Source organism: Flavobacterium sp. NLM (assembly GCF_002210235.1).
Lineage (GTDB): Bacteria > Bacteroidota > Bacteroidia > Flavobacteriales > Flavobacteriaceae > Flavobacterium > Flavobacterium panici.
The window spans coordinates 202,720-226,817 of sequence record NZ_LIAC01000014.1; the positions used below are offsets into that span (position 1 = coordinate 202,720).

The window sequence follows — 24,098 nt, forward strand, 5'->3', positions numbered from 1 at the left end:
CTTCACTATTTCGAAGATTTTTAAAATAAAATAAAATGAAAGAAACCAAACATATATCAAGATCAAGAGCTCAGGAATCATCTGCAGCGATAGAAAAAATGTACATTACAATGCGCCATTTATTCAACCGTGGTTTTTACAAACCAATGGGAGTTTCTGGTGACAGCTTACGCGAATCATTATTAGCATTACGTCCGGAAATCTACGGAAATATTGCCGAAGAAAAAGTAGAATTAAACGGGCTTTTATACGTTATAGAGCGTCTTCCGATAGGAATTGAACAATGCCGATTCATCAACTTAACTTCAGACGAAGGATATTCTAAATCACATTTTCAGCCAATTGTTCCTCCAAAAAGAAGAAGAAATTGCTACAGAATCGACGAAGAACAAATGAATGTTGAAATCACGCGCGGACGTTCGGACATTTATGATATCCTGACACATTTGACTTTTATTTTCATCGAATCTCATAAAATTAAAAACAGGGTTTTAATTGACGACGGCGGAGAAGTTTCGCGTGATTGGCTAAAATTAGAACAAGCCGTTACGCAGACAAAAAAGCTTTCGCAGATTGAAAAAGAAAAAGCAATTTCGCACGTTGCCAATATTCTAGCCAGAACTTTTGAAGAAGTTTTAGACATTTACGATGCCTTTGGTTCAGAAAATGCACCAGATCGTTTTCTGCATGTTATCTATTGGTTAGGAAAATTAGCGATCGAAGAAATTGTAGAAAACAATAAACGAACGATAACTTTTAGTCCAGTTTTACGTGAACGTCTTGGACATCATATTCACGGAGAAATCTGGGCAACAAACATCAAGGAAGTTCTAAAAGCAAACGATCTTTTAAAACGTCCAATTCACGTAATAAGTGCCAATATGCACAGCGTGATGAACTCGATTTTTGCAACACCTTTATTAACATCAAAATACAAAGGCAAAACAGATTTCTTTATTTATGAAGAATTAAGCAGTTCGGGTTCAAAAGAAATAAGAACCCAGGTTGAAGAACTAGCGTTGAAAAACGGGATGATTTCTTTACCAGATACTTCAGGAACAAATATCGACGTTCAAATTTTTGATACTGCCAAAATTGACTGGTCAAAAACGTCATTTTCATACGCCAATATCGACGAAGAGAAACCGGTAATTATTGTAATGGATTATGCTTTTGGAGAACAGGCCTATGAAACAATCGATGAGCTTTTAAAACCATTTAAAAAAGAAACGTTGCTAAACGTAAAATCAGTTTCTATTATGGGTAAGGCCGGAATTCTGGAAGGAGGAAAAGGCGATATCATGATTCCTTCGGCACATATAAATGAAGGAACGGCGGATAACTATTTCTTCGAAAATGAATTAACAGGCGCAATGTTCGAAGGAAACGACATCGACGTTTATGAAGGTGCAATGGTTACCGTTTTAGGAACTTCATTACAAAACAGAGATTTATTGAAATTTTTCCACGAATCGACTTGGGGAGTAATTGGTCTTGAGATGGAAGGTTCTTATTATCAAAAAGCAATTCAGTCGGCATCAAAAATTAGAAAAAGCGTGCCACACGATATAAAAGTTCGTTACGCATATTATGCTTCAGATAACCCATTAGAAACAGGAAGTACATTAGCTTCGGGCGGATTGGGAACAACGGGTGTAAAACCAACTTATCTGATCACAATTAAGATTTTAGAGCAGATTTTCAACATCAAATAAAAACCAAAAATGAGTACAAAAGTACCACAAAATAATACTGATCATGAGATTGATCTATTTCTAATTTCAAAAAGTATAGGTAGATTTTTTGATAGAATAAATACTGCTATTTTTAGATCGATTCAATTTTTAATTCGAAATTGGATCATTGTTGTAACATTACTTTTATTTGGATTTGGATTGGGTTGGTATTTTGACTCAAGTAAAAAATCATTTCAAAATGAGATTGTTGTATCACCAAATTTTGGAAGCGTTGATTATTTGTATTCAAAAATTGATTTAATTGATTCAAAAATTAATGCCGGTGATACCATTTTTCTAAAAAATGTGGTTGGAATTTCTCATCCTAAAGCAATTAAAAAAATTGAAATTAAACCTATTTCTGATGCTTTTAAATTTGTAGAAGATAGAGAACAAAACTTTGAACTTATTAAGTTAATGGCTGATGAGGGTGACATTAATAAAATTTTAATTGATAATGTTGTAAGTAAAAATTATACTTATCATACAATTTCTTTTATTTCAACTGAATTAGTTAATGAAAAAGATTTTATTGAACCATTATTAAAATATTTAAATTCTTCAGAATATTTTGACTCTGCTCAAAAAATAGGTTTTAATAGTATGAAACAGCAAATTGCTCAAAATGATACTATTATTGCTCAAATAGATAATGTTTTAAGTGGTTTTTCAAATACAGTGAAAAACACGAATAAAAATGATAAATTGGTTTATTACAATGAAAATACCCAATTGAACGACCTTATTAAAACGAAACAATATTTAGTTGTTGAGCAAGGTAGAAACAGATTAAAATTATTAAGTTTTGATAAAACGATTAAGGAAATCAATTCTACTTTAAATATAAAAAATACAAAATCACTTAATGGGAAATTAAAATTTATATTCCCTGTTTTGTTTCTTTTTTTGTTTCTTTTCTTAAATTTTCTTTTTAAATTTTATAAAAAACAGTTATTAAAGGAGAAATTGATTGAACCATAAAATAAGTTAGTTTAATGATTTATTTATGAATAAGTTGAACTGATAAGAAAAAGAATGGACTCTATTATTGGTTATTAATTGTATTTATAGACCAATTGCTAATAATGAAAAAGAATACAATAATAGATTATCTAACGTATGGTTCAGGGCAGTTAATAAACTTAATTGCACCGTTATTAGTGGTCCCAAAAGTCATTTCTATATGTGGCATTGAAAATTGGGGAAAGATTGGCGTTGCACTATCTGTTTTTACATTATTGGGATTGTTTATTGATTTTGGGTCTAATATTCTGGGAGTTAAAGAAGTCAGTGTTCATAAAGAAAATTTTCGCATAATTCAGGAATATTTAAACACTTCGTTTGCGATTAAACTCATCAACTTTTTTATACTTTTTCTAGGTATCATCTTAACAAGTTTGATTTTTAATGATATTGATAAAAAGCTCTATTTATTAGCAATAACACTTTTATCTGGGCAGTTTTTTAATATTTCATGGATTTATCAGGGACTGGAAAAATTTGGTAGTATAAATAGACTTATATTCTTTTCAAAAATAATTTACGTCTTAGTAGTTTATCTTTTAATACGAGAGAAAGAAGACTATTTCTTAGTTTTATTTATACTAGGAACATCAAATACCTTAGTTTATTCGTTTTTTTTTATAAAAATATGGAAATCATATCAGCTGTCTCTTTTTAATGTTAAAATAGATTCAGTTATAAAACAGTTTAAAAATGAATATTCTATACTGATATCTAATTTTTCTATTGCAGCATATGTACAAAGCCCCATTTTAATAATTCAATGTTTACTTGGTGATTATTACGCCGGAATTTATAAAATTGGCGATATGATTCTCAACATTTTCCGAAGCTATTTATCTGTTTTTTTTAATGTTAGTTTTCCTAAATTTTGTGAGAGCTACAGTAAAAGCAAGAATGAAGGCATTTTATTCTTAAAAAAAATAAACGGCATTAATATTTCACTATTAATTTTTGGAATTGCAGTTATTATAACTGGCGGAGCTATTTTTATAAATTACTATACGATAGATAATAAAATTTATAACCTTCTGGGTTTTTATTCAGGTTTTATAATAGTGCCAATTATTACGGCTTTAAATATTCCTTTTTATCAATATTTAATTTACAAAAATGAGCAGAAGTTATTATCTAAAATTTTATCTTTCGGCTCTGTAATGATGTTGATTTTAGGTTATTTTTTGACCTTATTTTTTAAATTACAGGGAAGTTTGACTGCCGTTTTTTTAATAGAAGCATTGATCACAACTTTGATAATACTATTTTGTATCCAGAAATACAAAATTAAGGACATTTAAATCAGTGGGTAAGCAATATGCAAGAATCTTATTTAGATAAAGAAAAAGGATATTTTTCAAATATTAGAAAAGATATTATTTCTTTTATAGGTACATCAAAAGATCAAACAATATTAGAAATAGGTGCCGGCACCGGCGCGACTTTATTAGAATTAAAAAATAAAGGTGCTGCAAAAATAATAATGGGATTTGATATTGTTGATGTTAATCAGAATAAAGAAAAATTTGATTCTTTTATTATTGGAAATATCGAGCAAGATAATGTTCCTTTCGAATTAGATTTTTTTGATAGTATACTATTGCCGGATGTTTTAGAACATTTAGTAGAACCGCAAAAAACAATTCAAAAACTAATTCCACATTTAAAAAAAGACGGTAATTTTTACATTAGTTTACCTAATATAAGAAATTTTGAAGTTTTTTATAAAATCTTTATCAAAGGAAGTTTTGAATATGCAGATGAAGGAATTTTTGACAAAACACATATTCGTTTTTTTTGTAAAAAAGATATGCTAAACCTAATCAATTTATTTCCTGAGTTAGAAGTACAAAAAATAGAATCAAATTTGAAACACCTTTCTTCAATGAAATCAACTTTAAACAAAATAACGTTTGGTGTTTTTGAACAATTTTTAAGTACACAATATTTTCTAAAAGTTAGACGAAATTAAAAATATATAACGCTGTTAATGAATAAGAAGGTATATATTGTTCTTTTAAATTATAATAATTCTGAGGATTCTATTGAATGCTTAGAAAGTATTTTAAAGTTACATTATACCAATTATCAAATTATTATTATTGATAATAGCGAAACATTGCAATATTTTGGAGAGCTGCAATTGTGGGCAGAAGGACAATCTTCATCGTTTCTAAATATTGATGAAAAGGATTTTTTATTAGAAAGTAAAAAAGAAAAAATACTTTTTGTAAAAGCTAAGGAGAATAAAGGTTTTGCTGCAGGAAATAATTTGGCGTTAAAATATATTTTAAATCAAAAAGAACGGGATTCCTATATTTGGCTCTTAAACAATGATACGGTTTTAGAAAAAAACAGCCTTACAGATATTATTTCTGAAATTGATAAGCAACACATTTCAAACTCAAAAGTTATTTACGGAACGGCTTTGTTAGAATATGATAATCCAGAGAAAGTTCAATCTTTAGGAGGTTTGTATCATTCAAAAACAGGATTAACATCACATTTGGGAGAAGGAATTTCGATTAATGAAGCAATTTTAAATTTTGACACAATAGTAGATAAAGCAAATTATCCTATTGGGGCTTCTATGATAATTAAATATCATGATCTGGAATCAATAGGATTATTATCAGAAGATTACTTTTTATTTTATGAAGAACTTGACTGGATTTTTCGAGCAAAACAAAAAGGAGGAAGTTTAAAAATATTGCCGGTTTTTGGAATTTATCATAAACAAGGAAATAGCACAAAGTCAAAAATTAACGAACAAAAATCTAAGTTTATAGACTTGGTTACGATGAATAGCCGAATTACTTTTGCTAAAAAGTATAACCGAAAAAATCTCGGATTTATTTATCTATCGATTTTAACTTTAACGATTGGGAATAGAATTTGGCAGAGAAATTTTAAAGTGATTCCAAAGATTTTAAAAATGGTTTTTAGTAAAAGCAAAAAATTAAAGCAATCAAATGAAAATTGATATTAGAAAAGTTTTTTTAGTGTTTCTGCCTTTTACTCAGGCACTAACATTGAATATTTTTTTTCCACTCAAAATATCTGAAATTGCACTTGTAATTTTACTGCTGTTCTATATCAATAAAAAAACGATCTCAAGAGACACGCTTTGGTTTTTTAACAATAATCTTATAATTCTATTAGTAGCGATTTTGGTGACGTTATCGTTTATCGTAAATATATATTGGAATTATCCTTATCCGCCAAAAGGATTTCCGTTTCGAATCAATAGGGTTGGAGATAGTTTTATTAGACTCTGTTATTTTTATTTGTGTCTGGCAGCTTATTTTATATCCTATAGATTATTTACAAAAGATATAAAAATTTTAGAAATATGGATTTTTGGAGCCATAATAGCAGCGGTCAATGGATGGTATTTATTTTTATCATCAAAATTAAACATACCATATTTTAAGCTTCCGGGAATTGAGGAGCCGCAAATGTTAGAAGGGTTTATTAGATCTAGTACTTTCAAAGAAGGTAATTATTTTGGATTGTTTTTATTACTATCGGCATCCGTTTCATTTTATTTAAAAAAAATGGTTCATGGCTGGTTTTTACTTTTTAGTGTTATTGTATCAATGTCTACAATTTCAATACTTTCGGTATTTATTTTTATTTTCTTTTTTTATAAAAAAAAGCTTCTGCAATTAAGTTTTCTTCTTAAAGTAATTCCAGTTGTAATTATAGGTATATTAATACTTATTCAAACTGAATTCTATCAAAAGTATGTATATGGAAAACTGTTTGATCCGACAAAAACGCTCACTCAAAATAATTTTTCAAAAGCAGACAGGATTATTACCGGAAATGTTGCTTTTTATTCTGGAATAGAAAATCCTTTTTTTGGAGTAGGTCCTGCAAATTATGGTCTTCATTACGACCATTATAATAAGTATAAAAAAATTGTGGTGAATAGAAATGCATATTTTGACCATTTTGCACAACGAAAAAATGAACGAGCCATTCCTAACAATGTATATTTAGAGGTTTTCTCAGAATATGGTGTAATAGCTTCAGTATTATTTATACTGTTTCTGTTTTTAATTTTAACGAAAGCTTATTATTTAAAAGAAGATTCGATTACAGCAGGTATAATTTGCATCATTTTATCTTTTAATGCATTTCCGTCCTTTATTATGCTTTTTATTTGGGTTTTTCTGGCAATACCTTTTGCTATTCATAGAAATAAATTAAACGAACAGAAGCTAATAACAAATTAATTTGGTCACTCAAAAAATATACTATTATGATTCAAGATATCTTTAAGAAATTTAAAATAGAATTAGTTTGTTTATTTTTCATAACATTCTCATTTGTGTTTAAAATATCTTTGGCTACACCAGCTATTTTGCTATTATTACTTTTGAATGTTTCAAAAATAAAAAAACAGGATAATAATTTAACCGTTAAGTTATTGAGCTTATTGTTTGGATCAATTTATGTTTTATACATTTTATCTTTCCTTTTCAATTACGATTCTTCCTCCAAATTAATTGTCAGATCGCTTGGTTTTATATTTATTCCGGCAATGTTTTTAGTTAAAAAATTCAGCTTTGAGGAAATTAAATTTTTTCTTTTTTCTTTTTTGTTTCTGCAGCTAATACATTTATTATATGTTGATTTTATTGTATTACAATATCAGTTTTTTGCAGCCTCTAAAAGCTTTGAAAATTTTACTGCCTTAGTAGAAAACAAGTTTATTCTGGAAAGGCCTTATTTTTCTTTAAACTGTCTGCTCTCTATTTTTTGTATTAAGTTTTTGTTAGACAATACAACTATTAAAAAAGGATTTCTTTATATATTTATTGGTCTAATAATATTTACGTTGTTTATTATTGCGGCAAGACTTGCAATGGGAGTTTCAGTTTTGCTTTGCTTTTTTATCTTTTTAAAACAAATAAAAATCGTTTACGTTGTAGGATTTGTAAGTGTCTTGTTTATTATTGTATTCACTAATCAATACATAATGCAAAGATTAACCGTTGAAAAAGGAGAACCAAGAATTGTAATTTGGAAATGCGCAAAAGGAATAGTCGATGAAAAAACGTTTAATTATTTTACCGGAACATTTAGCAGTGAACAGGTTGATGCAAAATTAATAGATTGTTATAATTCAAAAGAAGTATTGAGCGGTCCATATTGGTGGATTGGAAAAAAGAATTTTAAATACAATACACACAACCAATATATTTGGTACTTTGTTACGTATGGTTTCTTGGGGCTTACTTTATTTTTAGGAATTTTTGGTGTTCAATTTTGGAACTTTATAAAAAATAAAAATGGGTATTCATTTTTTTTCATTTTCATTTTTTCATCCCAAAGTTTATTTGAAAACCTCTTAAGCAGACAACTCGGGATATATTTGTTCTTATGGTTTTGTTATCTCTTTGTAATTCGAACTGAAAATACTATTCAAGATGCATAATAAAATAGTTGTCAATGGTCGTTTTTTAACTCAAAAAGTTACGGGAGTTCAGCGAGTAGCTACAGAAATAGGTAAAAATCTGCAGCAGTATTATAATGAAGAAATAGTTTTTCTTTGCCCAAACAAACCCTTCTTAAACCCTGTTTCAGAATCATTAAATTGTAGAAAAATAGGTTACTTTTCAGGTTATTTTTGGGAACAAGTTGAATTACCCCTTTTTTTATTTCGGAATAAAGTTTCCCTATTAATTAATTTTTGTAATACAGCTCCAATTCTATTTAAAAAGAATGTGATAGTGGTTCATGACATGGCTGTAAAAGAGAACAAAAATTGGTTTAACTGGAAATTTGCTTTTGTTTACAACATATTATTTTATTTCAATTTAAAAAAAGCTTTAAAAATAATTACCGTCAGTAATTTTTCTAAAAATGAAATTTTAAAATTTTATCCAAATGTTGAGTCTTCAAAAATAGACGTTGTTTATTTGGCAAGTTTTTTTAGCTTTAATGAAGAAGTAAATCAAAAAGGCGATTATTTTATTGCCGTAAATTCATTAAATCCCAGAAAAAATATTCAAGTAATTTTAGAAGCTTTTAAAACATTAGATCTACATCAATTTAAATTAAAAATTATTGGAGGATCTTTTAATACTATATTTAAAAATGATCTTTTAGGATCTGATAGTTTGAATGTTGAATTTTTAAATGATATTTCAGATGTTGAATTAAAAAAAGAAATGGAAGGAGCAAAAGCACTTATTAACGGTTCTTTTTACGAAGGATTTGGGCTTTCTGCACTTGAGGCAATGAGTGTTTCTACACCATGTATTTTGTCAAATATTCCGGTATATAAAGAATTATATAATGAAACAGCATTGTTTTTTGATCCAGGCAAACCTTTAGAATTAGTGCAAAAAATAAAAGATTTAATTGATTTAGAAAACTATACCGATCTTTGTAAAAAATCATTTGAACTATCTCAAAAATTTAACTGGGAAATAACATCACAACGTTATATTTCTATAATTGAAAATTTGAAAAAAACAAAATAACTTGAAAAAAGCACTAATTAACGATTGGTATTATGTGAATGGAGGTGCCGAAAAAGTAATTCATTCCATTAACTCAATTTGGAATAATTTTGATCATTTTGCATTAATAGATTTTCTTAATGATGAAGATCGAAACTTCATTCTTAATGGAAAAAAAGCCAAAACAAGCTTCATTCAAAAATTACCAACAGCAAAGAAAAACCACCGTAAATTTTTGCAGTTATTTCCAATTGCAATAGAACAATTTGATTTAAGCAATTATGATTTAATCATTAGTTCATCATCAGCTGTAGCAAAAGGTGTTGTAACAAAACAAGAACAATTACATATTTGCTACTGTCATTCGCCTATGCGTTATGTGTGGGATTTACAAGAAGAATATTTACAAGACGCCAATTTAAATAAGGGCATAAAAGGGATTTATGCTAAACATGTTTTAAATAAAATAAAAAAATGGGACGTTGCAAATTCTAAGAATGTTGATTTTTTTATTGCAAATTCAGACCATATTGCCAAAAGAATAAAAAGGATTTATAATCGGGAATCAATTGTAATTTACCCACCTGTTGATGTTGATTTTTTCCAGTTAGAAGAACAAAAACAAGATTATTATTTTACAGCCTCGCGTTTAGTCTCCTATAAAAAAGTTAAATTAATTGTAGAAGCTTTTAATGAATTGCCACATTTAAAATTAATCGTTGCAGGAGATGGACCAGAATTTAAAAAACTGCAAAAAATAGCTAAAAGCAATATTAAACTTGTTGGTTTTGTTGATTATGAAATGCTTAAAAATTATATGCAAAAAGCAAAGGCATTCGTTTTTGCTGCTCAGGAAGATTTTGGAATAATTCCTGTTGAAGCACAAGCTTGTGGAACTCCAGTTATAGCTTTTGCAAAAGGAGGAGCTTTAGAAACAGTTGTTGAAAATGAAACAGGGATTTTTTTTAATGATCAATCGTGTAAAAAGATTAAAGAAGCTGTAATTGCTTTTGAAAAAATAGAATTTGATCCTAAAAAAATTCGAGAACATGCCATGAAATTTTCTAAGCAGCGATTTGAAAATGAAATGAAAGATTTTGTTGAAACAAAGTTTAAAGAGCATATAAACAAAAAAAATTGTTAAATACTATGTTAACAATATTTTCTTAAACAATAAATTTTATCTGTAAAACAATTATTTTTAAAAACAATTAAATCATAAAAATTTAGACATGAAAAAATCATTTTCAATATTAACATTTTTTATTTCTGCAATGTGTTTTTCGCAAATTTATGTGCCATATGGTACTGTATATGCTACTACAAATTCCAGTACAACAAGTAATATTGGAATTGCGGTTACTGATCCAAATGAGAAATTAACAATTGATGGAAATATAAATCTTATAAATCCGGTAAATGTGTATCGAAAAATTGGATTTACAACAACAGATAGTTTTTCAAATGCTCAAACCAACAATATACCAATAGCAAATTATGGTATGACGATGAGCAAATTTGATAGTTCTAGCCCATCGCCAACAGTTTCATTCTCTGGATGGAATGGAATTAATTTTTATACAAATACTGCAGAAAGAATGAAAATAAGCAGTTCTGGAAAAGTAGGAATTGATGTAACTACTTTTCCGACAAATCCACTTTATGCCAACTATAAACTTTTTGTAAAAGGAGGTGTCTTAACAGATGAAATCCGCGTTAGTTTAAGTTCAAATGGAACTTGGGCAGATTATGTATTTTATGATAAGTATAAATTAATGCCTTTATCTGAAGTAGAAACTTTTATAGCAGCTAATAAACACTTACCAAATGTTCCATCTGCTAAACAAGTGAAAGAAGAAGGAATTAACGTATCAGAGATGTTTAGAATTCAACAAGAAAAAATAGAGGAGTTAACGCTATATATTATAGAACAGAATAAAAAAATAGAAGCACTTGAAACAATAGTAAAATCTAAGAAATAGTATAAAAATCATTCTTCTTTTTAAGAATGATTTGATTTAAAAATAGCATTTATATAATAAATAACTGCCTAATTAATTTTAGGCAGTTTTGTTTTTTATAATAGTTCTATAATTTTCAAAACACTTACATTTGCGTTGTATAAATAATCATTATGAAAAGAATACTTATTACCGGAGCAGCGGGTTTTTTAGGATCACATTTGTGCGATCGATTTATCAAGGAAGGTTATTTTGTTATCGGAATGGATAATTTGATTACCGGAGATCTTAAAAACATTGAGCATTTATTCAAATTAGAGCATTTTGAATTTTACCATCACGATATTACAAAATTTGTCCACATACCGGGTGATTTAGATTATATTTTACATTTTGCTTCACCTGCAAGTCCTATTGATTACTTAAAAATTCCAATTCAGACTTTAAAAGTTGGTTCATTAGGAACCCACAATTTGCTTGGTCTGGCGAGAGTTAAAAAAGCAAGAATTCTCATCGCTTCGACTTCTGAAGTATATGGAGATCCGTTAGTACATCCGCAAACTGAAGAATACTACGGAAACGTAAATACAATTGGACCAAGAGGTGTTTATGATGAAGCTAAACGTTTTCAGGAATCCATAACAATGGCATATCATACATTTCACGGTGTAGAAACCAGAATCGTGCGTATTTTTAATACATATGGTCCGAGAATGCGTCTGAATGACGGACGTGTTATTCCTGCGTTTATTGGTCAGGCACTTCGCGGAGAAGATTTAACTATTTTTGGAGATGGTATGCAAACCCGTTCGTTTTGTTATGTAGACGATCAGGTTGAAGGTATTTTCAGATTATTACATTCAGATTATGTATATCCGGTAAATATTGGAAATCCGGATGAAATTACAATTAAAGATTTTGCAGAAGAAATTATAAAACTTACTGGAACAAATCAAAAAGTAGTATATCATCCATTGCCTATAAATGATCCATTGCAGCGTCAGCCAGACACTACCAAAGCAAAAGAATTATTAGGTTGGGAAGCAAAAGTAAGCCGTTCTGAAGGAATGAAAATTACATACGATTATTTTAGATCACTTTCTAAAGAAGAACTTTCTAAAGAAGAACATAAGGATTTTTCGAATTACATAAAATAGTATATAGAAAAAACAATTTATGACGGTGGTTCAAACAGGAAGATACTCAAAATATATAAGGCCAATCAGTATTTTAATAGATCTGATAGTAATTGCTATTTTGAGTTTTTTTGTTTTTAAAGAATTAGTTGCAAATACTTTATTATTTGTCTTTTACCAATATTTAGGATGGAGCTTAATTGCTTTTTCTATAAAATTTTACGATGTATATCGATTCACACCACCAGTTGTAATTGCTTCAAAAATATTCCAGCAAACAATTCTGTTTCTTTTAATTGTAATTGCTTTTTTTCCATTTTCCAAGCACGCGATTTTTGAACAAAGAGCCATTGCAATATTTGCATTTTCAATCACAGTATTGATAAGCATTTTTAAGTTTTTGTTATTTTTTTATTTAAAAAAATACAGAATAATAACTGGAAGTAATTACAGAAATGCTATTATTATTGGGTTTACGCCAGAAGCAATTCGGTTAAAAGATCTATTTGAAACAAGAAAAGATTATGGATATCGTTTTTTGGGATTTTTTTCAGATAAAAAAGAAAATCAAGAGATTACAGGTAAATTAGAAGATTTAAAACCTTTTGTACTAGCAAATTCTGTTGATGAAATATATTGTTCTTTACATGAAGTATCAAATAATTACTTAAAAGGACTAATTGATTTTGCTTATGAAAACAATAAAGGCATAAAATTTATTCCAGATACAAAAGAGATTTTCTCAAAAAATCTAAAAATAGATTATTACGATTTATTTCCTGTGCTTTCGTTGAAACAAACAATATTAAATGAACCGGCAATTAAAATTCTAAAGCGCTTTTTTGATATTTTATTCTCTATTATAGTTATTGTTTTTTTATTATCATGGATATATCCATTATTAGGAATTTTGATAAAACTAGAATCTAAAGGGCCTGTTTTTTTTAAACAAGGAAGACCAGGTATAGATGAAAATGAATTTATTTGTTATAAATTCCGTTCAATGAAAATGAATAAAACAACAGAGAAGGAAGCATCGAAAGATGATCCGCGTGTTACAGCAATTGGTAAATTCATGAGAAAAACAAGTATTGATGAGCTTCCGCAATTTGTCAATGTTTTATTAGGCGATATGTCAGTTGTTGGACCAAGACCACACCTTTGGTCACAGAATAAGGAATACGGAAAGAAGTTAAAAAAATATATAATTCGTCATTCTGTTAAACCAGGAATTACCGGATTAGCACAAGTAAGTGGTTTTAGAGGAGAAATTACAACAGAAAGAGATATGGTTAACAGAATAAAATTTGATGTTTTTTATATCGAAAACTGGTCTTTAATTCTGGATTTAAAAATAATTTCTCAAACAGTAATAAACATATTTAAAGGAGATAAAAAAGCATATTAATGAACGATTTAGTATCTATTTTAACACCGACCTATAATACTGAAAAGTTCATTAGAGCCACTATAGAATCAGTTCAAAACCAGACGTATCAAAACTGGGAAATGATTTTGGTTGATGATGCATCGACTGATGAAACGGTCAAAATTATTGCTGATTTTGCAGAAAAAGATAACCGAATAAAACTCTTCAAATTACCTAAAAATTCTGGAAATGGTTTCGCTAGAAATGTTGCTTTAGAAAAAGCTTCCGGAAAATATATTGCTTTTTTAGATGCCGATGATTTATGGTTTCCCAATAAACTCGAAAAGCAGCTTCAGTTTTTAAATGCAAATAATTTACCGTTTACTTTTAGTTTTTATGACAGTATTGATGAGGAGAGTAATAATTTAAACAGAAGAGTAGAAGCGCCCTTAAACCTAACTTACAATGAATTATTCTTTTGCAATTACGTTGGTAACTTAACGGCCATTTATGATGCAGATTACTTCGGAAAAATTGTGATTGAAGATACCCAAAAAAGGCAAGACTGGCGTTTGTGGCTTACGATTTTAAAACAAATAAAAGAAACAAAACCAGTTCCTGAACCTTTAGCTTTTTATAGAATTCGAAAAGATTCTATTTCATCTTCAAAATTCAAATTGATAAAACACAACTTTGGTGTTTATCGAGATTTTCATGGTTTTAATTTAGTGTCTTCTGTTTTATTGATGATACGATTTCTATTTACTCAGCTGGTTATAAAACCAAGATATATAAAGAAAGTTTAAATATTCTCTCTAAGGTCGCAATTTGCGACCTTAGAGAATCACAAATAGAATTGGAGATCACAAATTGTGACATCCAATTCTGAAATTAAGATATTTTGAGAGTCAATCATCGCAAAACTTGAAGTCGCAATTTGTGTCCTCCAATTTAAACATAAAATCTTCGCATAAACTTGAGGTCACAAATTGTGACTTCAAGTTTTAAGATCACAATTTGTGATCTTAAAGGATTAATTTTTATACCCAATCTTGATTCTTCCAACTTCATTTTCTTTTTTCTCAGTTAGTTCATCTAAATAAGAAAAAACTAATTCAATATTCTTATCATGATTCTCTAACTTCTTTTGAATCTGCAGAATATCAACTTTAATTTCCGTTGTATCCAAAAGCATTTGTCTCACTTTCGTGAAGATACGCATGATTTGAATATTGGTTTGAATTGCTTTGTCGCTTTTTAAGATACTTGAAAGCATAAGAATACCATGTTCAGTAAATGCAAAAGGCAAGTATTTTAAATTAGATCCTCTTCCATTCTTCAAGGTCACAATTTGTGACCTTGAAGAATCATACTCTAACTTAGTAAGTTCGAACATGAAATCTTCGGGAAATCTGGATAAATTTCTTTTAACGGCTTGTTTTAATACTTTCGTTTCTATTTCATAAAGTAAAGCTAAATCGCTATCAAGCATCACTTTTTGACCACGGATAAAATATATTTTATTAGAGATACTTTCTTCAGAAAGCAGAGATTGATCGTCCATAAGTTTTTATTAGAAAAACAAATGTAAGATTTTATTTATATTTATAAATACGATTTAAACTGTTTTAATTTCCCACGATTGGTTCTTTCTAAAACAGATTTTCTAGTAAAAGTGAAGTTTAAATTCGGCTCTAAATATAAATCGATGGCTTCATTTATTTTTTGAATTTGTTCTGAAACCAATTCTTTTTCAGCAACATATTCAATTTCAAAAATATCTAAATGAGTTTGTTTGATTATAAATTCTTTTACGTTTCCATCATCTTCAATAATGCTTTTGGTTACATAATAGAATGTCAAACCAGGAGATTTTTTTCCGCTTGGTAAAATGGCAACATCATTTGTTCTGCCAATTAATTTTTTTAAAATTGGTTTTTGAGGAGTACTTTTTTCATCAAGAATTCCGATATCTCCAATTTCATATCTGATAAAAGGATTTGCTTTGTTGAATAAAGATGTAATTACAATTTTTCCTTCCGTTCCATGTGGAACAACATTATTGTTTTCATCTAAAATTTCTACAAAAAGAGTTTCAGCATTTACCTGCCATTCGCCTTGTGGATTTTCAAAAGCAATTAGATCAAGTTCAGAAGCACCATATTCGCTGATAATCGGAATGCCGAATTGTTTTTCCAGCAGTTTTTTATCTGTTTCAAAAAGCATTTCCGAAGTCACAAAACAAGCTTTTAATGTTGGACAGATTTCATTTAGAAAGATATTTCTCTGTTCTAAAAATTTGGCGAATAAAACAATAGAACTGGTATAACCATTGACATAATCGAATTTTTTCGATTTGAATTTCTGCAGAAATTTTTCTAAAATATCATCAGATAAATCAAAAACCGGAAAACGAAAACGATGTGTCAGGAAATCTTTGAAACGTTCTTTTTGGTATCCAATAAAATCCATCGGAATGCCATAAAAACGTGCTTGGTACGAATGATTAAAATCAATATTAAACCAACCAAAACGCATAATGTTTGAAGCCCATGTTAAAGCGTGCGAATATTTATCTTTAGCAAAAACAAAAGGTGTTCCGCTTGATCCGGAGGTTTTGTTGAGGTAAATATTGTTTTTTGAATAACCGTTTGAAAGTCTTTCTTCGAGAGGTTTTTGCAGATTTTGTTTGTTTAAAATCGGTAAATCTTCCCAATTTTCGACAGTTGTATTTCCAACTAATTCTCGATAAAAAGAGTTATTCTTTAAATGAAAATCAACAATTTCTTTCTTTTGACTTTGGAGAAATGAAGCATATTCTTCTTCAGAAAAATGAACAATTTTATCCAATTCGGCTTTGGCTTTCTTTATAGGAAAACCATTTAATTGAAGGGAAAGATCAAAAAGGTGAACCATTAAACAGCTTCTTTTAAATCGTAACGTTTAATTGATTTCAATTCCTGACGTTTATTTGATTCTTCTTCTTCAATATCAAAATCGTCCTGAAGTCCCAGCCAAAATTTAGCAGAATTTCCAAAATAATGACTTAATCGCAGAGCAGTATCAGCAGTAATTCTTCTATTACCTTTAATGATTTCAGAAATCCTCGTTTGCGGAATTTTCAAATCTTTAGATAAACGATAAGGTGTAATATTTAGAGGAATTAAAAATTCTTCCGATAAAATCTCTCCTGGATGTATATTTTTTAATTTTTCCATTTTAATTCTTTTTTAATGATAATCGATAATTTCAACATTTGAAGCATTTCCATTTTCCCAAACAAAAATTATGCGCCATTGATTGTTAATTCGGATGCTGTAAAAATCCTTTAAATTACCGCTTAATTTTTCAAGACGGTTAGAAGGTGGAATTCTTAAATCGGTTAAATTTTGAGAGTTATGAAGCATTCTAAGTTTTCTTCTACCAATTTGCTGTATTTCAATTGAAGGTTTTTTGACAACAACACCATTCCAAATTTTTTCAGTTTCTTTCGATCCAAATGAGATTATCATACCTTTCGCATTACTAACGTCAAAAGTAAGTAAAAAAAATTATTATATACGGTTAAAAGCAACTATTTTTGCACCACAACATAAATACAACTATACCATGACAATTTTATTATTGGGATCAGGCGGAAGAGAACATGCTTTTGCGTGGAAAATGATTCAGAGCCCGCTTTGCGAAAAACTTTTTGTTGCACCAGGAAATGCAGGAACAGCTGCAATTGCTGAAAATGTGGCAATTGCTCCAACTGATTTTGAAGCAATAAAAGCATTAGTGCTTAAAGAAAACATAAGCTTAGTAGTCGTAGGGCCAGAAGATCCGTTGGTAAAAGGTATTTATGATTATTTTAAAAACGACGAAAGTTTAAAAAATATCCCGGTAATTGGTCCATCAAAATTAGGAGCTCAATTAGAAGGAAGTAAAGAATTTGCAAAAGAATTCTTGATGAAACACAATATACCGACTGCGGCTTATGATAGTTTTACTGCCGAAACGGTTGAAGAAGGATGTAAATTTTTAGAAACATTACAATCTCCATTCGTTTTAAAAGCAGATGGTTTAGCAGCAGGAAAAGGAGTTTTGATTATTCAGGATCTTGAAGAAGCAAAAACAGAACTTAGAAATATGCTGGTTCACGAGAAATTTGGAGCAGCAAGTTCTAAAGTGGTTATCGAAGAATTTTTGGACGGAATCGAATTAAGCTGTTTCGTTTTAACAGATGGAAAAAGCTATAAAATTCTTCCAACAGCAAAAGACTACAAAAGAATTGGTGAAGGCGATACAGGATTAAATACAGGCGGAATGGGAGCAGTTTCTCCAGTTCCTTATGTTGATGCTGTTTTGATGGAAAAAATCGAAACTCGTATCGTAAAACCAACAATTGAAGGTTTCCAAAAAGACGGAATCGAATATAAAGGATTTGTATTTATTGGTTTGATCAATGTAAAAAATGAACCAATTGTTATTGAATACAACGTAAGAATGGGAGATCCTGAAACTGAAGTTGTAGTTCCTAGATTAGAATCTGATTTAGTTGAATTGTTTCTTTCGGTTGCCAATCAAAAATTAGATGAATTCGAATTAAAAGTTGATCCAAGAAGTGCAACTACAATTATGGTAGTTTCTGGCGGATATCCTGAAGATTTCGAAAAAGGAAAAGTAATTACAGGCTTAGAAAATATTACTGATTCGATAGTTTTTCACGCCGGTACAAAATTAGATGGCGAAAATGTCGTTAGTAATGGAGGACGTGTTTTGACTGTGACATCATATGGAGATGATTTTCAACAGGCCATAAAAAAATCTTACCAAAATATAGATAAACTAAATTTTGATAAGATGTATTTTAGAAAGGATATCGGCTTCGACTTACTTTAAGAAAGAGTGAGCCGTTGTATCTTGGTTTTCAGTTCCTGCAGCATCAAAAATACGTAATTGTTTAATCCAATATACGATTGCTGCAGAACAGATAATCATAAAAATCCAGTTGATAGTGTTTGCACCAAACCATGTTTTTAATTCTAAATGACGTAAAAAGTCAAGTGGAGCAAATAAAATGTTAACGAATAAGTATTGTATTCCTTCAAAAAAAGCTTTCATAATTTATAAAATTATATGTTATTATTGTTTTAACGCCTTGAAGCAAAATTCAAACTGAGAATCTTTTTTCAACTTGTTGGTTTTCCTTTTTAAACAAGTATTATATTTACAGTCACAAAAGTATAAAATATCCTTATGATAACAAGTGTTTTTAAAAAATCTACACCATTAAATTATTCGTTGGTTGTAATTTTGATACTGGTTTTCTTCTTTATGTTTCAAATTCGAGAAACGTCTTGGATAAATTCTTATTTTACGATATTTCAAAAAGTAAGTTTACTGTGTTTTATTTTTGCTTCATTCTTCATGGTCAATTTTATTGTCAAGAAAAACGGGCTCAGTAAAGACAACGGTTACGCGATATTTTTCTACTTATTATTCATCTTGTTTTTCCCAACAATATTCAACCATCCAAATGTTGTTTATGCCAATTTCTTTATATTATTGGCACTTCGAAGATTAATTTCCCTTCAGTCTTTAAAAGCATCAAAAGAAAAAATATTCGACGCTTCTTTTTGGATTTTTGTAGCTTCTTTATTTCAATTTTGGAGTATCCTTTTTGTAATTTTAGTTTTTATATCGATAATTTTTCACGTTTCGAGAGATTATAGAAACTGGGTTCTGCCATTTATTGCACTTTTGGCTGTGTCAATCGTGTTTTATATGGTTTCATTAATGTTCCATATTGATGCTGTTAAGTTTGTTCAGGAACGTGCCATGGTCGATTTTAGAATAGATTATTTTAAAAATAATTACGAAAATGGAGCGCTTTCGATATATGCAGCAGTTGTTGTATTTTTTGTGTTTTCAATGTTAACAACCTTGTCAAACAGACCGCAAATTGTGCATACATCGTATAAAAAAGTGGTAGCCTGTTTTTTTATTGCGGTTCTTGTTTTCCTTATTTCGCCAGATAAAACGAATGATTTATTATTGTTCAGCATTGCACCATTATCAATGATGGCGGCAAGTCACGTAGAATATATGCAGCAAAAACTCAACAACGAAATTGTATTTTATGTTTTGATTTTGTGCAGTTTATTTACTTTTTTCTCTCAGTTATAATTTACTTCCGTACGCAAGATCGCCGGCGTCACCAAGTCCGGGAACAATGTAATTTTTGTCATTCAGTTTTTCGTCTAAAGAAGCAACCCATAAATGACAATTTTCGGGAAGGTTCTTTTCAAGATGAGCAATTCCTTCCGGAGCAGCAATAACTACTACAATATGAAATTCTGTAGGAGCAGCATTTTCAATCAGTTTTTTATGAACCGCTACAATAGATTGTCCAGTAGCAAGCATAGGATCAAGAAGTAAAACCGTTTTGTTGTTTAAGTTTGAAATAGCCTGATATTCAACTAAAATTTCAAAATCGTCACCACCATTTGGATGAAACCTACAGGCAGAAACAAAGCTGTTTTCGGCGTGGTCAAAATAATTTAAAAAGCCATTATGAAGCGGTAATCCGGCTCTTAAAATTGGACACAAAACCAAATCAGTTTCAATTTCAGTTGTTTTTTTGATGCCTAGCGGAGTTTGAATTTCAACACTTTTATACGGTAAAGTTTTGCTTAATTCATAAGCCATAATTTCGCCAATGCGTTCAATATTTCTTCTAAAACGCATACTGTCGTTCTGCACATTTACATTTCTAATTTGTCCCAGAAAATGATTTAGAACACTATTGTTTTCAGATATATAATGAATTTTCATGATGATTTTTTAATTTATTAACGAACAATTATATAAAAACAAAAAATAATTTCTTTTTTTCGCAGCATAAAAGTATAAAAAGTATCTTTGTATCTCTAAAAAATAAAGACATGTTTTCAAAATTAGCATATTCTGTTTTCGAACAAAGCATTAAGGATTATCATCAATTTGATAATGTTGACCAGCCTATAAACAATCCGTTTCCAAAAGATAAATTCGAACATTTATTATATTTAAAAAACTGGATTGATACTGTTCAATGGCATTTTGAAGATATTATTCGTGATCCGCAAATTGATCCTGTAGCAGCTTTGACTTTAAAAAGACGCATTGACGCTTCAAATCAGGAGCGTACTGATATGGTTGAATATATCGACAGTTACTTTTTGCAAAAATACAGCCATGTAAAAGCAAAAGACGGAGCAAAAATCAACTCTGAAAGTCCGGCTTGGGCATTTGACAGATTGTCTATTCTGGCTTTAAAAATTTATCACATGAATGAAGAAGCGACTCGTGCAGAAGCAACTCAGGAACACAGAGATAAATGTCAGGAAAAATTAAATATTCTTTTAGAGCAAAGAACAGATTTATCTACAGCAATTGAAGAATTATTGACTGATATCGAAAGTGGAGAAAAATTCATGAAAGTGTACAAACAAATGAAAATGTACAACGACGATGATTTGAACCCGGTTTTATACCAAAACAAAAAATAATTTGGCAGAGTTGTCTAACAGCCAAATTAAACATATAGCCGTCATGAGACTTTCCGCAATGGGAGATGTCGCCATGACGGTTCCTGTTTTACGCGCTTTTGTAAAGCAATATCCAACGGTGAAACTAACCGTTATTTCCCGCCCTTTTTTTAAACCTTTTTTTGACGGAATCCCCAATCTTGAGTTTTTTGCTTTTGATGAAAAAGAAAGACACAAAGGTTTTCCGGGACTTATACGTTTATATAAAGACGTACAACAACTCAAAATAGATGCTTTTGCAGATCTTCATAATGTTTTACGATCTAAAGTGGTGAGTTTGCTTTTCGCTTTAAGCGGAAAAAAAAGAGCAACTGTAGATAAAGGCCGAGAAGGAAAAAAAGAATTGACAAGAGCAGAAAACAAAATTTTCAAGCAATTGCCAACGATGTTCGAAAGACATGCAAAAGTGTTTGAACAACTTGGTTTTCCTGTAGATTTGTCGAACCCAGAGTTTCCTAAAAAGGCAATTTTTGGTGGAGAAATCACAGATTTGGTTGAAGAACATTATGAAAAACTAATTGGAATTGCTCCTTTTGCCCAATACGATTCTAAAGTTTATCCTTTAGATTTAATGAAGGAAGTAATAACAAAACTGGCAGAAAATAAAGATTATACTATTTTACTTTTTGGAGGAGGAAAGAAAGAAATTGAAATTTTAAATTCACTTTCAGAACCTTTTAAAAATGTAATAAATGTTGCCGGAAAAATTAAGTTTCAGCAGGAACTAAAATTAATAAGCAATCTTGATGTAATGCTTTCTATGGATTCTGGAAATGCACATATTGCTGCAATGCTTGGTGTAAAAGTAATTACACTTTGGGGCGCAACACATCCTTATGCGGGATTTTTACCTTTCAACCAAAATTTAGAAAATGCTTTAACTTCAGATAGAAATCAATATCCAAAATTACCAACTTCTGTTTACGGAAATAAAATGGTAGAAGGTTACGAAGATGCAATGAGAACAATTTCTCCAGATGACGTTGTTTCTAAAATTAAGAACCAATTAAACTAAATAGTTAAGTTTCAATAAAAAAATTCCAAATTCCAACGTTAAATGGAATTTGGAATTTTTTTTATTGGAATTTCTTATAAATCCAAAAGAAGATATCCTATCGCTTTCTTTTTGTTTTTATCAACTACAACTTTTACAAAATGATTTTCTTTTTCAGTGGCTAACAAAATATGTTCAAAATCATTGGTTGAATTTCTGTAAACTTTATGTACCAATTCAGATTCTTTAATTTTTTTCGATAGAATTTTAGCCGCTTTCAATTCACTTACATAAGGCCAAATATTAAAAAAGCTATCATTAGAGATTGATATTTCGGTCATTCCCTCATTCTTTGAGCAATCATACTTTTCTTTTGAAAGTAGTTTAGGAGCTTTTCTGTTTCTTCTTTTTTTGATTACGAAGTAGATACAAAAAAGAGAAGTTATTACAAAAAGTAATATAAAAGTTAGACGGAGGTAGTGATGCATTGCCATAATATTGAATGTTTTAAAAAACGTTTTGACAAGTCTTAAGTGCACTACTAATATACTAAATTTCTGGTATGTTTTTTAAAAATAACCCAATTATTTGAATGCTTTTTTGTGTATTTCTTAAATTTGAAAAGTATACTTTCTAAATTTTAAACGGGATAAAAGAAATAACTCACAAAAAAAATTCCAAATCCCAATTGTAAAATCGGGATTTGGAATTTATATTTTAAAATTTAGAAGATTAAACGTCGTCGTAATCTACATAAATAGTATCTGAAGTTGGGTGCGCCTGACAAGTTAAAATTAAACCTTCGGCAATTTCACCATCTGTTAAAATAGAATTTTTTGTCATTTCAGCAGTTCCGGCGGTAACTCTTCCTAAACAGCTGCTGCAAATTCCGCCCTGACAAGAGTAAGGAGCATCAACACCATGTTTTAAAGCTGCATCAAGAATAGTTTGTTTTTTAGACATTTCAAAAGTAACTTCTTCATCATCAACTAAAACAGTAATTTTAGTATGTCCTTCCTGAGAACCCTGGATTACGTGTTCTTCAGAAGAACTAGTAAAAAGTTCAAATTTAATAGCAGATTCTTTTACGTTTTTCTCTTTCAAAACATTCGAAACTGTATTGATCATTTCTTCAGGTCCGCACAAATAAAATTTATCAAATTCTAATTCTTTGTGTTTGTTGTTCAATACAAAATTTACGGTCGATTTTTCGATTCTTCCAAACAATGCATTTTCAACTTTCGCCTGACTGTAAACATAATGCACGAAAAAACGGCCAACATACTGTAATTGTAAGTCGTGTAATTCCTGATGAAAAATAGTTGCTTCAGGAGTTCTGTTTCCGTAAACCAATACAAATGAACTTTTTGGTTCATTCTTTAAAACTGATTTTAAAATAGAAAGTACCGGCGTGATTCCACTTCCGGCAGCAAACGCCACATAATTTTTTTGTCTTTCAGCATCAGGCTCAAAAGTAAATTTTCCTTCTGGCTGACCCACTTCAAGAACGTCTCCTGCTTTTAGTATTGTATTCGCAAATTGCGAAAACAAACCGCTTTTTACAGCCTTAACCGCAATTCGCAATTCACCGCTTTCTGGTGCAGAACAAATAGAGTAGGCACGACGAATTTCTTGATTATCAAGCGTTAATTTTAAATTTATGTATTGTCCGGCTATAAATTTATAGTCTTGTTTAAGTTCTTCTGGAACATTAAAAAGTACCGAAACCGCATCGGCAGTTTCACGTTTTACCTCTTTAATTATAAGTTTTAAGAATGAAGGCATGATTTAATTTTTTTGCAAAAGTAGCAAACCATAAGTAATTGACACTT

The 24,098-nt window shown here is 29.7% G+C and carries 25 protein-coding genes; 17 read left to right on the forward strand and 8 right to left on the reverse strand.

Annotation, left to right across the window (positions count from 1 at the left end; all coding sequences use genetic code 11):
* Positions 1-35: 35 nt before the first annotated feature.
* From APR43_RS17625 to APR43_RS17685, 13 genes are all read left to right on the forward strand, one after another.
* The gene (locus tag APR43_RS17625) at positions 36-1,715 is read left to right on the forward strand and encodes a DUF6909 family protein (protein WP_053473017.1); all 1,680 of its coding nucleotides are present in this window, start codon (positions 36-38) and stop codon (positions 1,713-1,715) included.
* Positions 1,716-1,724: 9 nt separating this feature from the next.
* Positions 1,725-2,717: a hypothetical protein gene (locus APR43_RS17630; protein WP_053473016.1), complete on the forward strand. Its 993-nt coding sequence runs from the start codon at positions 1,725-1,727 to the stop codon at positions 2,715-2,717.
* A gap of 104 nt (positions 2,718-2,821) precedes the next feature.
* Positions 2,822-4,057 (forward strand): lipopolysaccharide biosynthesis protein, encoded by a 1,236-nt coding sequence (locus tag APR43_RS17635; protein ID WP_053473015.1) that lies wholly within the window; start codon positions 2,822-2,824, stop codon positions 4,055-4,057.
* A gap of 17 nt (positions 4,058-4,074) precedes the next feature.
* Positions 4,075-4,728 carry a class I SAM-dependent methyltransferase gene (locus APR43_RS17640; protein WP_053473014.1) on the forward strand — a complete coding sequence of 218 codons (654 nt, stop codon included), beginning with the start codon at positions 4,075-4,077 and terminating at the stop codon, positions 4,726-4,728.
* Between the two features lie 18 nt (positions 4,729-4,746).
* The gene (locus APR43_RS17645) at positions 4,747-5,739 is read left to right on the forward strand and encodes a glycosyltransferase (RefSeq protein ID WP_053473013.1); all 993 of its coding nucleotides are present in this window, start codon (positions 4,747-4,749) and stop codon (positions 5,737-5,739) included.
* Positions 5,729-6,997, forward strand: coding sequence for an O-antigen ligase family protein (locus tag APR43_RS17650; RefSeq protein WP_053473012.1), 1,269 nt, complete (start codon positions 5,729-5,731; stop codon positions 6,995-6,997). The genes APR43_RS17645 and APR43_RS17650 overlap by 11 nt, the downstream gene beginning before the upstream one ends.
* 746 nt (positions 6,998-7,743) lie before the next feature.
* Positions 7,744-8,202: a hypothetical protein gene (locus tag APR43_RS24325; RefSeq protein ID WP_123959157.1), complete on the forward strand. Its 459-nt coding sequence runs from the start codon at positions 7,744-7,746 to the stop codon at positions 8,200-8,202.
* Positions 8,195-9,253 carry a glycosyltransferase family 4 protein gene (locus APR43_RS17660; RefSeq protein WP_053473010.1) on the forward strand — a complete coding sequence of 353 codons (1,059 nt, stop codon included), beginning with the start codon at positions 8,195-8,197 and terminating at the stop codon, positions 9,251-9,253. Before APR43_RS24325 ends, APR43_RS17660 begins: the two co-directional genes overlap by 8 nt.
* A 1-nt stretch (position 9,254) precedes the next feature.
* Entirely contained in the window at positions 9,255-10,376 is a 1,122-nt protein-coding gene (locus tag APR43_RS17665) for a glycosyltransferase (RefSeq protein WP_053473009.1), read from the forward strand.
* A gap of 88 nt (positions 10,377-10,464) precedes the next feature.
* Positions 10,465-11,214, forward strand: coding sequence for a hypothetical protein (locus APR43_RS17670; RefSeq protein ID WP_053473008.1), 750 nt, complete (start codon positions 10,465-10,467; stop codon positions 11,212-11,214).
* A 152-nt stretch (positions 11,215-11,366) separates the two neighbouring features.
* Positions 11,367-12,350: a UDP-glucuronic acid decarboxylase family protein gene (locus APR43_RS17675; RefSeq protein WP_053473007.1), complete on the forward strand. Its 984-nt coding sequence runs from the start codon at positions 11,367-11,369 to the stop codon at positions 12,348-12,350.
* Between the two features lie 19 nt (positions 12,351-12,369).
* Positions 12,370-13,737, forward strand: a complete 1,368-nt coding sequence (locus APR43_RS17680) for an exopolysaccharide biosynthesis polyprenyl glycosylphosphotransferase (RefSeq protein WP_053473006.1) — start codon at positions 12,370-12,372, stop codon at positions 13,735-13,737.
* Complete coding sequence (locus APR43_RS17685) at positions 13,737-14,504, forward strand: glycosyltransferase family 2 protein (RefSeq protein ID WP_053473005.1); 768 nt, start codon at positions 13,737-13,739, stop codon at positions 14,502-14,504. The genes APR43_RS17680 and APR43_RS17685 overlap by 1 nt, the downstream gene beginning before the upstream one ends.
* A 227-nt stretch (positions 14,505-14,731) precedes the next feature.
* On the opposite strand, the gene APR43_RS17690 is transcribed toward APR43_RS17685, so the two are convergent.
* Genes APR43_RS17690 through APR43_RS17705 form a run of 4 tightly spaced genes read right to left on the reverse strand, consistent with a single transcriptional unit; the run spans position 14,732 to position 17,210 of the window.
* Positions 14,732-15,262 carry an ORF6N domain-containing protein gene (locus APR43_RS17690; protein WP_053473004.1) on the reverse strand — a complete coding sequence of 177 codons (531 nt, stop codon included), beginning with the start codon at positions 15,260-15,262 and terminating at the stop codon, positions 14,732-14,734.
* Between the two features lie 41 nt (positions 15,263-15,303).
* Positions 15,304-16,614, reverse strand: a complete 1,311-nt coding sequence (locus APR43_RS17695; RefSeq protein WP_053473003.1) for a phenylacetate--CoA ligase family protein — start codon at positions 16,612-16,614, stop codon at positions 15,304-15,306.
* Complete coding sequence (locus APR43_RS17700) at positions 16,614-16,916, reverse strand: HigA family addiction module antitoxin (RefSeq protein WP_053473002.1); 303 nt, start codon at positions 16,914-16,916, stop codon at positions 16,614-16,616. The genes APR43_RS17695 and APR43_RS17700 overlap by 1 nt, the downstream gene beginning before the upstream one ends.
* Before the next feature lie 12 nt (positions 16,917-16,928).
* Positions 16,929-17,210, reverse strand: a complete 282-nt coding sequence (locus tag APR43_RS17705) for a type II toxin-antitoxin system RelE/ParE family toxin (protein WP_053473001.1) — start codon at positions 17,208-17,210, stop codon at positions 16,929-16,931.
* A gap of 97 nt (positions 17,211-17,307) precedes the next feature.
* Between APR43_RS17705 and purD the strand changes: the two genes are divergently transcribed.
* Positions 17,308-18,582, forward strand: a complete 1,275-nt coding sequence (purD, locus tag APR43_RS17710; protein WP_053473000.1) for a phosphoribosylamine--glycine ligase — start codon at positions 17,308-17,310, stop codon at positions 18,580-18,582.
* Here the strand turns inward: purD and APR43_RS17715 are convergent.
* On the reverse strand, positions 18,574-18,804 hold the full coding sequence (locus APR43_RS17715) for a DUF6341 family protein (RefSeq protein ID WP_053472999.1): 231 nt from the start codon (positions 18,802-18,804) through the stop codon (positions 18,574-18,576). The two genes, purD and APR43_RS17715, sit on opposite strands and share 9 nt — an antisense overlap.
* A 135-nt stretch (positions 18,805-18,939) precedes the next feature.
* Here APR43_RS17715 and APR43_RS17720 point away from each other — a divergent pair, with 135 nt between their 5' ends.
* Positions 18,940-19,869, forward strand: coding sequence for a DUF6427 family protein (locus APR43_RS17720; protein ID WP_053472998.1), 930 nt, complete (start codon positions 18,940-18,942; stop codon positions 19,867-19,869).
* Here APR43_RS17720 and upp read toward each other — a convergent pair.
* Positions 19,864-20,517, reverse strand: a complete 654-nt coding sequence (gene upp, locus APR43_RS17725; protein ID WP_053472997.1) for a uracil phosphoribosyltransferase — start codon at positions 20,515-20,517, stop codon at positions 19,864-19,866. The two genes, APR43_RS17720 and upp, sit on opposite strands and share 6 nt — an antisense overlap.
* Before the next feature lie 110 nt (positions 20,518-20,627).
* Between upp and APR43_RS17730 the strand changes: the two genes are divergently transcribed.
* Together APR43_RS17730 and APR43_RS17735 are read left to right on the forward strand one after the other, a co-directional pair.
* Positions 20,628-21,233, forward strand: coding sequence for a DUF4254 domain-containing protein (locus APR43_RS17730; protein WP_053472996.1), 606 nt, complete (start codon positions 20,628-20,630; stop codon positions 21,231-21,233).
* Between the two features lie 43 nt (positions 21,234-21,276).
* The gene (locus tag APR43_RS17735; protein ID WP_053473035.1) at positions 21,277-22,287 is read left to right on the forward strand and encodes a glycosyltransferase family 9 protein; all 1,011 of its coding nucleotides are present in this window, start codon (positions 21,277-21,279) and stop codon (positions 22,285-22,287) included.
* A 74-nt stretch (positions 22,288-22,361) separates the two neighbouring features.
* Here APR43_RS17735 and APR43_RS17740 read toward each other — a convergent pair whose 3' ends face one another.
* Together APR43_RS17740 and APR43_RS17745 are read right to left on the reverse strand one after the other, a co-directional pair.
* Positions 22,362-22,760: a hypothetical protein gene (locus APR43_RS17740; protein ID WP_053472995.1), complete on the reverse strand. Its 399-nt coding sequence runs from the start codon at positions 22,758-22,760 to the stop codon at positions 22,362-22,364.
* Between the two features lie 238 nt (positions 22,761-22,998).
* Positions 22,999-24,051 carry a ferredoxin--NADP reductase gene (locus APR43_RS17745; protein ID WP_053472994.1) on the reverse strand — a complete coding sequence of 351 codons (1,053 nt, stop codon included), beginning with the start codon at positions 24,049-24,051 and terminating at the stop codon, positions 22,999-23,001.
* Positions 24,052-24,098 lie beyond the last annotated feature (47 nt).

Excerpts from the sequence above, each read along its gene's own strand:
- APR43_RS17735 (WP_053473035.1), top strand. The coding sequence starts at position 21,277 with ATGAGACTTTCCGCAATGGGAGATGTCGCCATGACGGTTCCTGTTTTA.
- APR43_RS17705 (WP_053473001.1), bottom strand. The coding sequence starts at position 17,210 with ATGATAATCTCATTTGGATCGAAAGAAACTGAAAAAATTTGGAATGGT.
- APR43_RS17630 (WP_053473016.1), top strand. The coding sequence starts at position 1,725 with ATGAGTACAAAAGTACCACAAAATAATACTGATCATGAGATTGATCTA.
- APR43_RS17715 (WP_053472999.1), bottom strand. The coding sequence starts at position 18,804 with ATGAAAGCTTTTTTTGAAGGAATACAATACTTATTCGTTAACATTTTA.
- APR43_RS17635 (WP_053473015.1), top strand. The coding sequence starts at position 2,822 with ATGAAAAAGAATACAATAATAGATTATCTAACGTATGGTTCAGGGCAG.
- APR43_RS17670 (WP_053473008.1), top strand. The coding sequence starts at position 10,465 with ATGAAAAAATCATTTTCAATATTAACATTTTTTATTTCTGCAATGTGT.
- APR43_RS17645 (WP_053473013.1), top strand. The coding sequence starts at position 4,747 with ATGAATAAGAAGGTATATATTGTTCTTTTAAATTATAATAATTCTGAG.
- APR43_RS17690 (WP_053473004.1), bottom strand. The coding sequence starts at position 15,262 with ATGGACGATCAATCTCTGCTTTCTGAAGAAAGTATCTCTAATAAAATA.
- APR43_RS17695 (WP_053473003.1), bottom strand. The coding sequence starts at position 16,614 with ATGGTTCACCTTTTTGATCTTTCCCTTCAATTAAATGGTTTTCCTATA.
- APR43_RS17745 (WP_053472994.1), bottom strand. The coding sequence starts at position 24,051 with ATGCCTTCATTCTTAAAACTTATAATTAAAGAGGTAAAACGTGAAACT.
- APR43_RS17640 (WP_053473014.1), top strand. The coding sequence starts at position 4,075 with ATGCAAGAATCTTATTTAGATAAAGAAAAAGGATATTTTTCAAATATT.
- APR43_RS17660 (WP_053473010.1), top strand. The coding sequence starts at position 8,195 with ATGCATAATAAAATAGTTGTCAATGGTCGTTTTTTAACTCAAAAAGTT.
- upp (WP_053472997.1), bottom strand. The coding sequence starts at position 20,517 with ATGAAAATTCATTATATATCTGAAAACAATAGTGTTCTAAATCATTTT.
- APR43_RS17720 (WP_053472998.1), top strand. The coding sequence starts at position 18,940 with ATGATAACAAGTGTTTTTAAAAAATCTACACCATTAAATTATTCGTTG.
- APR43_RS17680 (WP_053473006.1), top strand. The coding sequence starts at position 12,370 with ATGACGGTGGTTCAAACAGGAAGATACTCAAAATATATAAGGCCAATC.
- APR43_RS17675 (WP_053473007.1), top strand. The coding sequence starts at position 11,367 with ATGAAAAGAATACTTATTACCGGAGCAGCGGGTTTTTTAGGATCACAT.
- APR43_RS17685 (WP_053473005.1), top strand. The coding sequence starts at position 13,737 with ATGAACGATTTAGTATCTATTTTAACACCGACCTATAATACTGAAAAG.
- APR43_RS17740 (WP_053472995.1), bottom strand. The coding sequence starts at position 22,760 with ATGGCAATGCATCACTACCTCCGTCTAACTTTTATATTACTTTTTGTA.
- purD (WP_053473000.1), top strand. The coding sequence starts at position 17,308 with ATGACAATTTTATTATTGGGATCAGGCGGAAGAGAACATGCTTTTGCG.
- APR43_RS17730 (WP_053472996.1), top strand. The coding sequence starts at position 20,628 with ATGTTTTCAAAATTAGCATATTCTGTTTTCGAACAAAGCATTAAGGAT.
- APR43_RS24325 (WP_123959157.1), top strand. The coding sequence starts at position 7,744 with ATGCAAAGATTAACCGTTGAAAAAGGAGAACCAAGAATTGTAATTTGG.
- APR43_RS17625 (WP_053473017.1), top strand. The coding sequence starts at position 36 with ATGAAAGAAACCAAACATATATCAAGATCAAGAGCTCAGGAATCATCT.
- APR43_RS17650 (WP_053473012.1), top strand. The coding sequence starts at position 5,729 with ATGAAAATTGATATTAGAAAAGTTTTTTTAGTGTTTCTGCCTTTTACT.
- APR43_RS17700 (WP_053473002.1), bottom strand. The coding sequence starts at position 16,916 with ATGGAAAAATTAAAAAATATACATCCAGGAGAGATTTTATCGGAAGAA.